Genomic DNA, 15,379 nt, shown 5'->3' on the forward strand with positions numbered 1-15,379 from the left:
GAGCTAAGGAATCTGTGACGTGTTATTCAAAGCTTTGAAGGTACCTGTTAAAGGCTACGGAACCTGAGACACGCTATATGAGAATTTATATCCTTTTTTAGCGTTTTAATCAGGAATTTTAGGAAATAACGTGTCTGGTGTTCCTTACGATTGAAAAACAAGGCTTTTGATCCAAATAAGATGTCCGATGTTCCTTAGAAAAAGAGCATGCTCAAGCCTCGTGTACCCTTGCCCGAATGCTCCGGCTTATGCATTGACACCCGTTCAGACTGGTGAACACATTCCGGTGCACATCTTCTTATTTTAAAGGCAGGAAAAAGTGCCCCCTCCTTAACACGCTTTTGGGCTAGAGAAGCCAGCTACAATGGCGGCATGAAACGAATGAGGAAGCACGCGTTTGCGCAAACGAATTACATGATACAAATCCAATACATAGACTTCTAAACCTTCCGCAGACGATGGCGTTAATCCAGGGGAAAAAGGCTCTCCAAGAAGCTCCTCTTTGGATAGAATGGTGGCATCGATGATATTTTGGCTTGCCTACGTTTGAAGATACGCCCTCCTTAAGTCCAAACTGGCTTGTTCTTAACCATATGTATTACAGCCTGCTGGTCTTTTTTGTGTCATCTCCATGCATCGCTCGTCTCCGTTATACACTAATAAAGTAGTTTCTCAACTAATCTTCCGGAGGATCACTTTGGATTTCGATAAAGTCACACTACACTGCAAACTCGATGAGATCTTGAAAAAGCACAACAACATGTCTGTCCTCAAATTGTCAGAAGAAATTGGACATCATAGAACAACCATTATGGAGCTGTTGCACAATACGAATATGGATAAGAAAAAGATTTCTGCATCCCTCATTGTGAAATTCTGTGTATACTTCGATATCACACCTAATGATTTATTTGAAATTCGCCGCGTGGATTAAACCTCGGGACCCTGACGGGTCTCACCTCTTCTCACAAAAAGGGTCTGTAGACTTCCATCTTCGCTGATCTCCAGCAAATTCAATTGAGCACCATAAGCACATCCGCCATCAATGCCAATCTTGTCCCCAGTGGGATCAAACCAGACACCTGACTCATTATGCAAATTTTTGACTGGCGTGTGACCGAATACCACCGTCTCCTTAAGCGAGGTTGGTCTGGAATAGAATGGCTCCCGAATCCAGATGAAGTCCCGCTCTGACTGGGTCCGCCAATCCTGCACCTCCGGATTAATCCCGGCATGTACAAAGATATAACCAGGAATTTCGTATACAAGGGGAAGCTGTTCCAAAAAACGAAGATGATGCTCATAGTGTGTACGGAGCCACTGTTTGGCTTCAGTATAAACATCCCAGTCCAACTGCTCATCATCCAAAGAAACCTCGACATAGCTGGCCAGCGTCTGTAAACCTCCATTGCGAATCCAGTGTTTGTCATAGTCCTCGACATCATGGTTCAGCGCCTTGACCATCATCGCATCATGATTTCCTTTAATCACAATAATGTTGTACTGCTCTTGCATCTGCATAATCTGTTCCACGACCTCTTTGCTCTTCGGTCCGCGGTCGACATAATCACCTAACAAAATCAGCTCGTCCTGCTTCGGATCGTATGCTGCCTGCTCAAGCAGAGCATTGAATTCGTCGTAACAGCCATGAATATCACTAATGACACATCTGCGAATGTGAATCTCTCCTCTCCCTGATCACGCAAGAGTATATCCGGAACCTTGCTAGGCAAGGCTCCAGCCATTTCAAAATACTAATTCCCGTTCAGTACCGATTAATCCTGCTTTAAATCAAAGGCTTCCGCGATCAGGCTGAATGAACGCAAACGATCCTCGAATGAGTGAATCGCTGAAGCAATAATAACTTCATCCGCTTCATAGCGTTCAGCCATTGCTGTAATTTTGTCTTTTACCTGATCCGGTGTACCTACAATGGAAAAAGAACGGCGTTGACGGATCTGTTCCATCTCCATGGCCGTAAATGGATAGTTATTCACCGTTTCCAGGGATGGGAATGAGTTCTGCTCCAGACCCCGGCCAAGCCGCAGGAAGAATAACTCATTGCTGCGAGCAAGATCAGCGGCCGCTTCTTCGGTCTCTGCACAGAATGCCGACACCGCAATCATGGAATGTGGTTTGTCATTCAGGATCGAAGGCTTGAAATGTCTGCGATAATGCTTCATCGCTTCCTCCCCACCCGGCGTTCCGAAAAATTGGGCAAATGCATAAGCGGTACCTTGTGCCGCAGCAATTCGCGCACCTTCGGAACTGGAGCCGAGCAACCATACTTCGGGAACAGTTGGTACGGATGGGCCAGCTACTAAGGATGCAAAACGATGATCCTCCGGCAGCTGCTCATGAAAGTATCCACCAAGATCGGCAATCTGCTGCGGGAAGAATTGCACATTCGATGACTTTCCTTCATTCAGAGCCCTGCTGGCAATCGGCATGCCTCCCGGTGCTCTGCCAATGCCAAGATCGATTCGGCCAGGGTGCAGCGCTTCCAGCAAACGGAAGTTCTCTGCAACTTTATATGCACTATAATGGGGCAGCATAACGCCGCCTGAACCTACGCGAATTCGATCTGTATGTGCTGCAACGTGTGCAATCATAACTTCCGGACTGGAAAATGACAATGCACCGCTGCCGTGATGCTCCGACATCCAGAAGCGGGAGAAGCCCAGTTCATCTACATGTTTGGCAAGAGTTACTGTCTCCTGAAGGGTATCCTGTACCGTCCGTCCTTCATTAATATGTCCATGTTCAAGTACACTAAGTTTCATCTATATTCATTCCTTTCGTCATCCTGCGTTAGTGGCTGCACTTTCCATTGTAACATTATTAATTACAGTTTCAAAGGAGTTCTGCTTCTCATTACACGTTCATTACACGTAAAGATGTATGATGAATAAACAAATAACGCCACCAGCTCGTGAGCCAGTGACGTTATAGTATTTCATAGATATAAAAATTCAATTACGGTGCACGTTTGGGCAGCAGCTTTACATACTCGTCAGACAGCTTCATCAAACTTAGCACATGCTCATAATCGGAACGATAGGGTTCCAAATCTGTGACGGGTTCATATGTTTTTAACGAGTAGGCTGTTCCATCATCAAAGCCCGCACCCGGAATAAACATAATGTCATTATTCACAAATGAACCTGTCGGCAAGTAATACCGGATACCGAACGCATTATGATCCATATTAAGCAGATCGTGTCCAAAGGCTGTGAATTTCTCTTCCTTCAGTGAGACACCCATCAGGTTCATCACCGTTGGCAAAATATCCAACTGACCGCCAGGCTGTTCTATGACTTGACCTTTCGCCTGTTTCGGGGTGTGGATCAAGAGCGGGATGTTGAAACGACTAACATTACCGTCATAGGGCACGCCCAGATTGGTTTGGATCTGCTGAGTAATCTCATCGTTTGCCGGTAGACCGAAATGATCGCCATATATAACGAGTGTTGTGTTATCCCATAACCCGTTTGCCTTGAGTTCATTGATCAGCTGACCTACCGCATAATCCGTATAATTGATCGCTTGCAGATAATCATGCAGCAACGTATTGGTGATTGTGGCCGGGATGGTAATTCTCGCCCGGTCCGCAGGAACCGTAAACGGCGAGTGGCTGGATGCTGTAATGAACTGGGCATAGAACGGCTGATTAGCCGCCTGATGTGCAGCCATTTTTTCCACACCTACACGATATAATTCCTCATCCGATGGTCCAAAATCATTAAACTTATCATTCTCGAAGCTGGGCTTGTCGAAGTACCGATTGAATCCAAGCGCCGGATACATTTTGTTCCGGTTCCAGAAGGTGACGTCATTGACGTGGAACGTTTCTGACTCATAGCCTTCTTTCCCAAGCAATTTTGGAAGACTTGGCAGATCACGGTCACTATACCCTGCTGACATGGGCACAACGCCGGTTGGATAGATGGATGTGTTCGACATGAACTCGGCATCCGACGTATTTCCCTGTCCGATCTGTTGGAAAAAATGAGAGAAATAATAGCTTTCTTTAGCCAGATCATTCAGAACGGGGGTTAATACCTGACCGTCGAGAGAAGCATTAATCGGGAAGTTTTGAAATGACTCCAGTTGCAGGACAATCAGATTGCTTCCTTTGGCCTGACCAAAATATTTGGTTTTAATAGCCGTTCCCTGACTGGGCTTATCCTGATATGGATATTTGCTAACCAGTTGATTAATTTTGTCGATGGTTTCGTTAATGTTACCATTTGCAATGGCTTCATTCTCTTTGCTCGTCAGAATTGCCGATGACACCTGATAATTCAGGAAACCAAGATTTTCGGCACGAACCAGTTCATTATCAATCGTTTCCCCTTTGACAATAAAGCTGCCTGACAGCACGATGCAAAATGCAGCCGTAAGGGCTACCCCCAACTTGCCCCAATACCGTCTCCGGCTTCTGCCGAAATGGAGGCTACTGTCGCCATAACTGCTGTTACGAGCTGAGGCACGACGACTGCGCAAGATAAACCATACGGGCAGAGCCAGTACGATATCCACAAAAAACAGGAAGTGCACAGGTCGTACCAGAGGTCCGATACTGCCTCTCACTTGGGCGACTTGGCCCAGTTCGCTGAGTGCCGTATATGTGGGAACCGAACTGAAATGTACGTTATAGAGTGTCGCCGCGAACAATACCAGCGAGAACAACACATTAAAACCTGCGTACACTGAACGCTTCCAGCCTTTTGGCACGATCAGATCGAGGATGCATACCACTGTCAGGGCCCCCAATGCGTCAGTAACGAAACCGATGCCGGACAGACCCTGGAAAAAGAAATACCGCAAAAGCGACAGCTTCAGCAGCATAAGAATAAATAACACGGCAAATAAGGTCCGTGATGAGGTCCGCTCATTTTTGGAATTAAACATGGTCGCTTTCAACCCTTATCTGAAATTTTTACGTTCATTTTACAAAACGCATATTTCAGTATAACAGTTTTGGGCTTGGTATTCCATGAGGGGATGCAGCAGACAAGAAAAAGTTCTCCCAAACTCCGTGTAAGGGAAATCTCTCTTTTCTACAGAGTTAAGCTGCTCTTGTTAAGGTCCTCATAAAGCTTACCCATAATAAATTCATCCACATATGTACCATTTACCAATAAAGACTTAGGCTTGATTCCTTCCTGTTTAAAACCAACCTTATGATATAAAGCTATCGCATTAAAATTATGGCTCATAACAGTCAGCTCAAGGCGAGTAATGTCCGCAGTAGGCCTCCATTCTTCCATTGTTGACATTAGATTTCTGCCAATCCCTTGGCCCGTATGGGCCTGTCTTACTCCAATGACGATACTCGCCCGATGTCGGATGCGTTCTGTTGTGCCCCCAATGACCGTAAGATGGCCGATGATCTTGCTCTGATGCTCCGCAATCCAGATTGAACTATTTAAAAAAGCATTCAACTGATCTATAAAACGAGCCTGCCCACTTAGCGTGGTCTTACGCTCTCCCGGATTATAGAGCATATAGGTACTTTCGCGATCCAGTGCTCGATGCAATTCCAGCAGGCGAGGCGCATCTTCTGCACATGCTTGGCGAATAATAACATCCTCGGTCGGCTTCTCCCTAATTTGCAAAATCCACTGCACCGCAGCGTTGAAATCAGTAGCCAAAAAGTCCGCTTCCAGCGCTTCCCATCGGGTACGGTTCTCTTCTAGCGACTCTACCCCTGCTCCGGTCAACACCAATATGCATAAACAGCCAGCTGCACGCGCAGCAGTCATGTCAGACCACCGATCTCCAATAACAATACACTGTTCAAGATTCAGATCATGTTCTAGCGCTGCCTGTTTTAGCATCGATGGTCGTGGTTTACGGCATTCACATTCAGCCTCGGCAGGGTGAGGACAGACATAAGTGTGCTCAATGCCAAAAAGCCTCATCTCCTGCTGAAAAGCTTCGATCGTTGACTTACCTTTTGAAATGCCCGGTTGATTCGTGAATCCAAACAATCGGATACCCTGTCCAGATAGTTTCCGGATGGATTCTTCAACTCCATGATATAGCTCCAGTTCACCAGGATATCGTATTTCATCTGTACCTCCAATCGTGCCATCCCGGTCGATAAAGATGGCCTGAATAGGAGTCTTATCATAAGTAGTCATATTGGATGTCTCTCCTTGTGCTCATTGTGGACGAAATAAATTCCATTGTTTATCTCAAATTAAAAAGAGGCAATGAATCGGCTTAGTGATAGTCATACGTTGACAGCAGATAAGTGAACACCATAAACAAGTTATGTCCACAAAAGCTTTTGCCTTTTTATTATTTCCGTATTATACCATCTGCCGATCCATTTACCTCTTTAATCGTTTACCCGAAGCAAAGCATTTACGCAATCGTCGATATATCGCCGTCCTGCCTGTTTTTGTTTTGGTCCTGCTTCTGGGCAAGGAGTGACGCCTGTGCGGCAGCAATACGAGCAAGCGGTACCTGTTCTGGCAGACAGCTTACATAATCCAGACCAATACGGTGACAAAAAGCAATGGATGCCGGATCAGCTGCATTCTCACCACAGATGCCTGCTTTTAGATGAGGTTTCCGGATTCGGCCCTGAACGAGAGCCATCTCCACCAACTGCCCCACTCCGTCGATATCCAGTACCTGAAATGGATTGCTGGGCAGTGAGCGCTGTGGCTCAACAAAATGAAGGAATGGCTTCTCCGTATGGTGACGGCTGTAACCAAACGTCATCTGTGTCAGCTCATCGGTGCCAAACGAGAAGAAGTCCGCATGACGCGCAATAGGAGCTGCGGTCAGTGCCGCTCGAGGAACTTCAATCCGTGCCCCCACTCTGTAGTGACAGTGACGCTTCTCCTCTCCAAGCACCTGGTCCGCTACATGATCCACCAGATCTCTCATGACCTGAAGTTCATTGGCATGACCCACCAAAGGAATCATGATCTCAGGCCGTACCCACTGCCCTTGGCGAATGCCCTTCACGGCTGCACGAAAAATGGCTTCCAGCTGCATATCGTAGATTTCAGGGAACACGGTTCCCAGTCGACAGTCCTGCTGCCCTAGCAACGGATATTGTTCATGTAATTCCAGCACCCTGCGGATGACACGCTCAAGCTCCTGCACCTCAGTGCTGTTTTCCTCCAATGCACTGAGAGCCAACTGTTCACGTCGTTCGTTTAACCGTTCAATATCAGGCAGCAGCTCATGCAGCGGCGGATCAAGCAATCGAATGGTTACCGGATAACCATCCATCGCTTCGAAGAGTTGTTCAAAATCAGCCTGCTGCATCGGCAACAGACGTTCCAGTCCGCGTTTGCGCTCAGCTTCGCTGTCTGCCAGAATCATTTTCTGTACAAAAGGAAATCTCGAAGCAGACAACAACAGTTGTTCTGTCCGACACAATCCAATGCCCTCAGCCCCTAACGCACGGGCCTTCACGGCGTCCTTTGGATGATCCACATTCGAAAGTATTGTAAGCCCCTTCATTTCATCTGCCCATTCAAGTAGAAGCTGCAGCTCTGGTGATAAAGTTGGAGATAATTTCAGCAATTCCTTCACATGCCAAGGCTGGATACGTAATATGGCATCCTCTTTGGTGATTACCCCTTCATCCACGAGATCTACAGTACTCCTCAGCGTCGCCTGTGATGTTAACCTCGCTTCACTGATTTCCACTAGATACAGGGTCCCAGTATCCACAACAAATTGGACTTCCTGTACCTCTCTCGTGTGAGACTCCAAATAACCGCAAGCGTCCTGCAAAAGACCATACAGTTCAGACTCTTCACTCCGCAGTTGATCCAGTCCTTCATTCGAAGGCCGAGAAGCAGCAATTGAAACGTAATCCCCTGTCATACCTCGTTCCCCTGTATCTGGATGACGAGAATATACCGTTCCGAACCCGCTGCGGTCACCACGCTCGCCATTGACCATCACCTGTATAAGAACAGCTGCTCCTTGAGTTTCATCGGAGAAAAGAGAAGGATTACGAAGAAGTTCTTGTTGGGAGTTGGACCGTATAACATGCTGTGAATCAGAAACTGCACGCATCACTTCTTTTAGCTGTAACTGAACATCTTGAGGGAAAGGATGACGTCCTTTCTCTTCTATTAAGCGTTTATATTCCGCGATGGCGAATGCTAACTTCGCTTCATCGAGTATAGAGATGTCTCCCCATTTTTCTTCAAATAGGGCATACGGAATGTCGTGCACCAGTTGACCATATTCCTGCAATAAAATTCGATAACAATTAAGGGCATACGGACGATCATTCGTTTGCCTTGCGAAACCCTCCACGGTCACATCATTCAGTCCTACATGAAGCAAAGCATGGGATGCTGTACCACGGGGACACGTTTCACTTGACCGGACGGCAAGCAGCAGCGGTGCTGAGGAATCACCGAAGATTTTGCCAGAATGCTTCTCAAGATGCTGAATTGCGCTGCCAATCTCTTGGGCTCCTTCAGCTGAAAGATGTGCAAGACGGGTACAGAACGTGCGACAGCCTTCCTTTGTTACAATGAATCCGGCCGGAACGGGCCAACCTGCCTGGAGCAACGCCGCAAGTCCAGCCCCTTTACTACCCATCAGCCCTTTCATCTCTGCCGTACCTTCTTCCAATAGAACTACCCGTTTTGTCATTACAGCGCTCCCATCTGCCATTACATGGCTGTGCTTAAAAGGCAATTCAGTCACTCGAATTGTCCTTTATCTAATGGTATGTGGCAATACGGCAGTCAAGGACATTTGCTTCCTCTTTTTGTGCTTGAATTGAAGTTGTATGTTGGGCGCTCGTATATGGTAATATAAAGCTTGACTCAATCTAAAAAAGCTACATTCAAACGCATACCTGCTTCAACCATGATCAACTACGTATATAAGGAGTGTAAATCAATGTTTACTCAAGTCGGGCAAATTATGTTGTATGTAAACGATCAGGATAAGGCTCTTCAATTTTGGACGGAAAAAGCAGGTTTCCATATCGTTAACGAAGTTAATGGGAATGGCATGCGCTGGATCGAGATTGCCCCTGTGAAGGATGCTCAAACCACCATTATCCTGCACGACAAAGAATTCGTTGCCAAAATGTCCCCTGAATTAAACCTTGGTACACCATCTCTCATGCTTTTCACAGATAACTTGGATCAACTATACACTCACTTATCCAATAAACAAGTTACGGTTGGCGAGATTGTAACGATGCCTGGCGGAAGAGTATTCAACTTTGCAGATGACGAAAACAATTACTTTGCTGTTATGGAGAAAAATTAAATCTCCTGGATCACCTGAGTAATACCACATCAAAAAGCCCGTTCAGTAGTGGACAGGCTTTTTTCTATATATTTTGCTCAAATGCAAACCTGCCTGCATACGTTGCTGTTTTCCCATGTTGTTGCGCAGTAATTCCACGTGATTTTTTGCATATTTATTTTTAATTGGATATACAACTCCACATATTACCCGTTTCTAACGTTAAATATTTGAGTTAAATTACATACTATAGCGTTTTAAAGGAGGCTTCGATATGTGCGGAAGATTCACGATTACAGATCCAATCGAAGAAATTATGGACAGGTACTATGCTTCTATTGCTGAAGGATATGAGTACAAACCTAATTACAACGCTGCACCTATGCAATTCATCCCGACAATTATCGGTAGCAAAGACGGTAATCGATTGGGGGCGCTCCGATGGGGTTTAGTTCCTAATTGGGCCAAGGATGAAAAAATAGGAAATAAAATGATTAACGCCCGTGCAGAGACCCTCACAGAGAAACCTGCCTTTAAGCGCCTGATCAGTTCCAAGCGTTGTATTATCCCATGCTCGGGATTTTATGAATGGAAAAAGGATGGATCCGTAAAGCAACCCATGCGGATTTTAATGAAAGATGACTCCATCTTCTCGCTTGCTGGCCTATACGATACTTGGATTGATCCAGAAGGTAACAAGCTTTCAACTTGCACTATCATTACTACGGAACCTAACAGTCTTATGGCGGACATCCACGATCGTATGCCAGTCATTCTCCGGCCGCAAGATGAAGCGGATTGGCTAAACAAGGAATCGGACAAGGAAAGCGTTCTGAGGCTTCTCAGCCCGCATGAGGCCGATGAAATGATAGCTTACAAGGTGGATTCTGCAGTAGGTAATGTGCGAAATAATAACGAGGAATTGATCAGAGAGGTCAGTTAAGAATAAAAAGGAGCAGCGAGGTTATCCCCTCTGCTCCTTTATGTAATGAATTAATAGAGATATATCATTAAGCTCTAATGATTCCATATTCTCAGCCATGTCAACGATTGTATCCGATTATTCAAGTATAATTCAATTGTGAGATTTAGCAGAGAATGTGATTTTCCTCGTGATTTTTTAAATTAATTTAGTCCTCCCGTGTTGCCTAATTCATCCCAAATACTGCAGTATATCGTCGATTTTCTTTCCGTGGGAGATGACACCATAATTCATCCAGGTCATAAAATCCACCTCATATACGTGACCGCTTTTCACTGCAGGCAGCCGTTTCCACTCATCTCTTTCCAGGAGCTTCCGCTCCTCTCCGGGATAGGCAGAATCCATATTGTCAAATGTAATAAAGAGATGATCTGCCTCAAGCTGACATAGCTGCTCAAGCCCAATACCAACTCTTCTACTTTGACTCGCCCATTGCTGAACACGAACATGCGGGGTTAATCCGAGATCCTGATACAGCACAGGCCCTACGTAACCGTACTGATCCCCATAGAGTGTAATTTCCGATGCAGAAATACGCAAAAAAGCGACGGTTTGGCCACGCATATGACGTGTCAATTGTTCCTTGGCCTCAACGGCTTTATCCTCATAGGCACCTATTACATCCTGAACTCGATTCACCTTCCCTAATACATCTGCTGTCGATTTCAAAATGGAACGCCAGTCCTCACCCTCGTGCTCCATATAAAATGTCGGGGCTACTTGCTCAAAGCGATCCAGATTCCAGCGTTTATACCCGTCGTTCAACATAATAAATTCAGGCACATTCGTTTCATTAAAACCTGCATCCATCCGAGTAACATCAAATTCAGGAACATCTTCCAACCCTAAATATTGCTGCCTGCCCCATGAGCGATGGGAGCACTGCAACACAGGTTTTATTCCAAGGGCAAGAACAAAGTCCTCCAGATACGGTGCAAACACACGCACCTCTTGACGGTGATGTCGCCGATACAATCCTGGTGAAACACCTGTATATTGCTTGAATCGGCGACCAAAATAATATTCGTTATTAAATCCCACATTCTGTGCAATATCATGCAAGCGATCATCGGTCATCTGTAACAGCAGTTTGGAATGCTCCAATCGTACAGCATTTACATAATCAAGCGGAAGCTTGCCTGTGATCTCCTTGAATTGTCGGGTATAACTGGATCTGGTAAGCCGGATCTCTGCTGCCAGATCGTCAACCGTTATGGGCTGATCATAGTGTTCCCGAATATAACGAATCGAGCTTTGAAGCCGGGCACGGTCATCCGGCGATTCAATCTCGGGATCATTTTGCCGAAGCAGCACTCGGAACCACTCCTGGAAACGAAGTTGTATCTCCCATTGGTCCAACCAATCATGAGCAGTCAGCCCACGCGATATCTGTTCCAACGATTTCAGACAGGAACTCCATGGACTATAATTCAGCTCAATAAGAGGCAACCGATCTGGATCTGAAATCAAGACTGGAAGCCCTTTTTGCACCGTTTCGTCTCTTATATTCAACCTACTGGCCTTGTCTTCTTTTACTTCAGCTACCATCAGTTCAAGTCTGTAATATTGCAACTCACTGGAGCCTTCAATCACAATGGTACGTCCAGCTGGAACAAACATAATCATCCCTTTTTCCAGACGAGTGTCCATATTGTCCAAAGTGTCTATAGAGCCATGCCCATCCGTCACTACGAAAAGAGTGTGTGATGATGTCATGTTATATGTCTGCCTGTTGGTGTTATCGACTTGGCTATAATCCGTGTATTTCATATGTTGAAGCAAGCATAACCAGGGCTTAGGAATTAGTTGTACAATCGTGGGACACATATTCATCTTCCTTAATTGAGAATTGTTATCATTTACAATAGTGTAAACGAAAAAAGAAAGCTCTTCAACCCTGAGGGAAGAACTTTCTTATGGAAAAGGGCTTATGGCGTCATTTTTTGCAAGAGATCATCAATCTTCATTGTGTTTGCGGTAATCGCACCTGATTGCCAATACGATCTTTCCATCATGTACACATGGTTGTTTTTGACTGCCGGAAGAGATTTCCACAACTTGCTATCGAGCACCTTCAAAGCTTCCTTGTTCTCTGGAGATGACCACTCTCCATTGGATGGAAATACAATAATATGATCCGCATCAAGCTCTGGAAAAGCCTCTTCGGACAGAATTTCCTGATATTCTTCCATGTTGGCAACCAGTGGATGAGGTGTTAGACCAAGCTCCGAATAAAGAAATCCCGTAAATCGATTTTTCACACCGAACAATGCCAATGTATTGTTGCTGATATTCAATCGGACAACCGCTACGGTTTCATCCCCAACGGCTTCCTGAAGTTTCGCCTTAGCATCTGCAATCTTAGCCTTAAATGTCGCAACAACTTCTTTACCCTTGTCCGGTTTACCGACAACATCTGCAATAGTCGTCAAGATTTGATTGGAATCCTGCAAAATATCTTCAGGCAGACGATACGTCGGTGCCACCTTTGAATACATCTCATATTTCTCCATGTCCGCTCCGCCATCCACAATGATGAGATCCGGATCATACTCCAACAAAGCCTCAATGCTACCTGTAGTATCGAATTGAGGCACATCCAGATCCAGATATTCCTGCACACCCCACATCGGATTATACCACTGTACTACAGGTGTGATATCGAGAGCCTTGAGATAATCTTCCACATAGATACCAGCAATCCGCTGCGGATGCACCGGAATCGTCACATCACCAAATTCATCCTGAACGACACGTGTCTCTGCTTCTTTTTCTGTTGTTTCAGATGTACTGCCATCCGATACCGTGGACTCAGATGCAGGAGCCTCTTCTGCTTTTGACTCAGAATTTGCACTACAGCCCGATATAACTACAACCATGAGTAGCAGTATGATCGTCCACCCTTTGAAGCCTTTACTGAACCTTACCATGATACCCTTCACCCCTATGTAATCTGTTGTTGTATCGGTGAGAATATGTTCCATGAATAATGATTATCATTCTCACTCAATGCTTAGATGAATTGTACCTTATGCTGTGCAAAACTCACAATACACATTCGAAGCTATTTTTTTATACAAACGAAAAGAATATACAACCGTCACCCCCGCTTAACGCAGGGGCAATGTACCTTGTTGATAACGTTCAAGTAATTGCATAACAAATGAATCCTGCATTTCGTCCTGTAACAGGGCAGCGCCAATCAATCCAATATCATCACTGACATATCCGGCCAGTTCAGGATCGCCCGCAAGAGCAATCGTTCGTTTGAAAGCCAGTTCCCTGCATGCACGAAGCACCTCTTCTTCCACGACGTCAGACTGAGCAAACCGTTCAAATGCCTGCATCCACTCATCGGCAAATTCGGAAGCATCCCGTTGATCCAGATAGGCTTCCACATCCAGTCCTTCGAATGTCTGCTGACTAAGAATCCGCCCTTCATTCATATCAGCCAGCAATTTATCCGCATCCAATCTACTCATCTGGCTTCCCTCCTCCGATCGGTGCTGTTAAATACATCTCGGGAATCACAAAACGCTTCATCTCACGTTCCCTATCCGCAGTAAAATGTTCCAATGCAAGATCCTGATATTCGTTCAGGACATGTTCAAATATACGAGCAATCACACCACAATCGGCCAAGGCATTGTGCCTGTGAATTCCGTCTGTATTCAGGTCATAATACTGGATCAGGAAATCGGTAGAGATGACCTCGGAGATTTCAGGATGAATATATGTAAACATCGCTTTTGTATCCAACACCGGATTGGTAAACATCGGTAGCCCATTCATATCACAATGTCGTTTCAAAATGGGTAAATCATACTCATACCCCGCTTGCGTGACTAATACCTTATCCCCGATGAATGCCAGGAAAGCGTGGTATGCTTCTGCGAACGAAGGAGCCTGGATCATATCCTCATTTGAAATGCCCGTTAACTTCGCGACCGCTTCTGGAATCGGTTTAGACGCAAGTACAAGTGAAGTAAACGATGAATCTAATGATTCTCCTTTTTTGTAATACATCGCACCAAATTGAGTCACACTCTCCTCAGCCGGATCGATCCCTGTGCCCTCTAGATCAAATATGCAGTACGTTCGATCGTGCAATTCAGGGACTTTCAGCTCTTCAACAGTGTACGTATTAGGCATAAACGTAATTTTCATTCGACTCTCCCCTTTTTCATCTAATCCAGCCGCGTAATTCGCGTCATTTGCTGTGTTGGTGTGATCCAGGTTCGACATACAAAGTACTGGGGAAGTTGATCTACGAATGACTCTATGAAAGGAACACTCGGCGCATAGAAGAAGGAACCTCCTGGTTTTAGCGCTCTTAACAGCTCCATATATTTCTGAGCGTATGCTTCTGGTTCGCCATCTGCCTTGAGATGATGATGTGTAAAATGGTTGGAAAATGCCAAATGGGATATTATTGTCCCCCACTGTTCTTGTTCAAATGAAGATTCTATCCAGCCCATACGTCGCAAAAACGGCCGATCTTCCGATTCCTCCACCTGTCTGTCCATCCCATAAGCTTCTATCTTTTTTCTACGTAAAAAATGGACCAAATTGGCTTGCGGACCGCAGCCAAGATCAAGCACCGGTGGATGCAGGCGCTTTATATCCAAGCCGAGCCAGGATACCTGCAGAGCTGCCGAATACTCCTCGCAAGGCACCCAGAACAGATGTGGATCCATCGTATATTTTTTAAACAATTCCTCGCCGTTGGTCTGTATTAGAAATGTTCTTAACTGTTGATAATGCTTCTGGAAAAATTGCTGCACTACCTCTTCCCCTGCCTCCTCGTTCTGCAAAAGAGACCAGATCCGCATAAATTGATCCTTATAAAATTCTGCCAATTGCAACTTGTCTTTGCTCGTAAACTGCATAAACTGATTCACCTGGATAAACTGGCGAATTCCTCGCTCTGCTAGTTTAATTGTAAAATGATTCAATAAACGATCTTTAAAAATATGTTCTAATGCTTTTGACACTTGAGCGCGATATTCCATTAGCCAGCACAACGTTCGCGGAGATGGCCCTAATGCAGACTTGCCTCCATTATAAAATAAACTTTTATTGTCATTAAAACGGATTTGTTGCTCCATAAAGGACTCTACCAACTTGAGGTTCATAATCATC

At 45.3% G+C, this 15,379-nt stretch carries 13 protein-coding genes; 3 read left to right on the forward strand and 10 right to left on the reverse strand.

Annotated features, from left to right (window positions below; translation table 11 throughout):
* Nucleotides 1-697 precede the first annotated feature (697 nt).
* Nucleotides 698-934 carry a helix-turn-helix domain-containing protein gene (locus tag HW560_RS25495; RefSeq protein WP_090896713.1) on the forward strand — a complete coding sequence of 79 codons (237 nt, stop codon included), beginning with the start codon at nucleotides 698-700 and terminating at the stop codon, nucleotides 932-934.
* On the opposite strand, the gene HW560_RS25500 is transcribed toward HW560_RS25495, so the two are convergent.
* The 5 genes from HW560_RS25500 to HW560_RS25520 all read right to left on the reverse strand — a co-directional run bounded on the left by HW560_RS25500 (nucleotide 931) and on the right by HW560_RS25520 (nucleotide 8,646).
* Entirely contained in the window at nucleotides 931-1,683 is a 753-nt protein-coding gene (locus tag HW560_RS25500; RefSeq protein WP_306459250.1) for a metallophosphoesterase family protein, read from the reverse strand. The two genes, HW560_RS25495 and HW560_RS25500, sit on opposite strands and share 4 nt — an antisense overlap.
* A gap of 92 nt (nucleotides 1,684-1,775) precedes the next feature.
* On the reverse strand, nucleotides 1,776-2,783 hold the full coding sequence (locus HW560_RS25505) for an LLM class flavin-dependent oxidoreductase (RefSeq protein ID WP_090896707.1): 1,008 nt from the start codon (nucleotides 2,781-2,783) through the stop codon (nucleotides 1,776-1,778).
* A 193-nt stretch (nucleotides 2,784-2,976) separates the two neighbouring features.
* On the reverse strand, nucleotides 2,977-4,914 hold the full coding sequence (locus tag HW560_RS25510; RefSeq protein ID WP_179265064.1) for an LTA synthase family protein: 1,938 nt from the start codon (nucleotides 4,912-4,914) through the stop codon (nucleotides 2,977-2,979).
* A gap of 149 nt (nucleotides 4,915-5,063) precedes the next feature.
* Nucleotides 5,064-6,149, reverse strand: a complete 1,086-nt coding sequence (locus tag HW560_RS34310; RefSeq protein WP_179265065.1) for an HAD-IIIA family hydrolase — start codon at nucleotides 6,147-6,149, stop codon at nucleotides 5,064-5,066.
* A 226-nt stretch (nucleotides 6,150-6,375) separates the two neighbouring features.
* Complete coding sequence (locus HW560_RS25520) at nucleotides 6,376-8,646, reverse strand: putative PEP-binding protein (protein WP_257031435.1); 2,271 nt, start codon at nucleotides 8,644-8,646, stop codon at nucleotides 6,376-6,378.
* Between the two features lie 252 nt (nucleotides 8,647-8,898).
* Between HW560_RS25520 and HW560_RS25525 the strand changes: the two genes are divergently transcribed.
* Nucleotides 8,899-9,276, forward strand: coding sequence for a VOC family protein (locus tag HW560_RS25525; protein ID WP_053779906.1), 378 nt, complete (start codon nucleotides 8,899-8,901; stop codon nucleotides 9,274-9,276).
* A gap of 253 nt (nucleotides 9,277-9,529) precedes the next feature.
* On the forward strand, nucleotides 9,530-10,198 hold the full coding sequence (locus HW560_RS25530) for an SOS response-associated peptidase (RefSeq protein ID WP_090896700.1): 669 nt from the start codon (nucleotides 9,530-9,532) through the stop codon (nucleotides 10,196-10,198).
* A gap of 210 nt (nucleotides 10,199-10,408) precedes the next feature.
* Here the strand turns inward: HW560_RS25530 and HW560_RS25535 are convergent, their stop codons facing one another.
* The 5 genes from HW560_RS25535 to HW560_RS25555 all read right to left on the reverse strand — a co-directional run bounded on the left by HW560_RS25535 (nucleotide 10,409) and on the right by HW560_RS25555 (nucleotide 15,372).
* Nucleotides 10,409-11,953 carry an AraC family transcriptional regulator gene (locus HW560_RS25535; protein WP_257031436.1) on the reverse strand — a complete coding sequence of 515 codons (1,545 nt, stop codon included), beginning with the start codon at nucleotides 11,951-11,953 and terminating at the stop codon, nucleotides 10,409-10,411.
* A gap of 212 nt (nucleotides 11,954-12,165) precedes the next feature.
* Nucleotides 12,166-13,167 carry an ABC transporter substrate-binding protein gene (locus HW560_RS25540; RefSeq protein ID WP_179265066.1) on the reverse strand — a complete coding sequence of 334 codons (1,002 nt, stop codon included), beginning with the start codon at nucleotides 13,165-13,167 and terminating at the stop codon, nucleotides 12,166-12,168.
* Nucleotides 13,168-13,347: 180 nt separating this feature from the next.
* Nucleotides 13,348-13,719, reverse strand: a complete 372-nt coding sequence (locus tag HW560_RS25545) for a hypothetical protein (RefSeq protein WP_179265067.1) — start codon at nucleotides 13,717-13,719, stop codon at nucleotides 13,348-13,350.
* Complete coding sequence (locus tag HW560_RS25550; RefSeq protein ID WP_177185681.1) at nucleotides 13,712-14,404, reverse strand: 3'-5' exonuclease; 693 nt, start codon at nucleotides 14,402-14,404, stop codon at nucleotides 13,712-13,714. Before HW560_RS25550 ends, HW560_RS25545 begins: the two co-directional genes overlap by 8 nt.
* A 20-nt stretch (nucleotides 14,405-14,424) precedes the next feature.
* Nucleotides 14,425-15,372, reverse strand: coding sequence for a class I SAM-dependent methyltransferase (locus tag HW560_RS25555; RefSeq protein WP_179265068.1), 948 nt, complete (start codon nucleotides 15,370-15,372; stop codon nucleotides 14,425-14,427).
* Nucleotides 15,373-15,379: the final 7 nt, after the last annotated feature.

Source organism: Paenibacillus sp. E222 (genome assembly GCF_013401555.1).
Classification (GTDB): Bacteria; Bacillota; Bacilli; order Paenibacillales; family Paenibacillaceae; genus Paenibacillus.

Bases quoted from the DNA above. Each gene is read 5' to 3' on its own strand.
- HW560_RS25505 (WP_090896707.1), bottom strand. From the start codon at position 2,783: ATGAAACTTAGTGTACTTGAACATGGACATATTAATGAAGGACGGACG.
- HW560_RS25510 (WP_179265064.1), bottom strand. From the start codon at position 4,914: ATGTTTAATTCCAAAAATGAGCGGACCTCATCACGGACCTTATTTGCC.
- HW560_RS34310 (WP_179265065.1), bottom strand. From the start codon at position 6,149: ATGACTACTTATGATAAGACTCCTATTCAGGCCATCTTTATCGACCGG.
- HW560_RS25520 (WP_257031435.1), bottom strand. From the start codon at position 8,646: ATGACAAAACGGGTAGTTCTATTGGAAGAAGGTACGGCAGAGATGAAA.
- HW560_RS25525 (WP_053779906.1), top strand. From the start codon at position 8,899: ATGTTTACTCAAGTCGGGCAAATTATGTTGTATGTAAACGATCAGGAT.
- HW560_RS25530 (WP_090896700.1), top strand. From the start codon at position 9,530: ATGTGCGGAAGATTCACGATTACAGATCCAATCGAAGAAATTATGGAC.
- HW560_RS25535 (WP_257031436.1), bottom strand. From the start codon at position 11,953: ATGACATCATCACACACTCTTTTCGTAGTGACGGATGGGCATGGCTCT.
- HW560_RS25540 (WP_179265066.1), bottom strand. From the start codon at position 13,167: ATGGTAAGGTTCAGTAAAGGCTTCAAAGGGTGGACGATCATACTGCTA.
- HW560_RS25545 (WP_179265067.1), bottom strand. From the start codon at position 13,719: ATGAGTAGATTGGATGCGGATAAATTGCTGGCTGATATGAATGAAGGG.
- HW560_RS25550 (WP_177185681.1), bottom strand. From the start codon at position 14,404: ATGAAAATTACGTTTATGCCTAATACGTACACTGTTGAAGAGCTGAAA.
- HW560_RS25555 (WP_179265068.1), bottom strand. From the start codon at position 15,372: ATGAACCTCAAGTTGGTAGAGTCCTTTATGGAGCAACAAATCCGTTTT.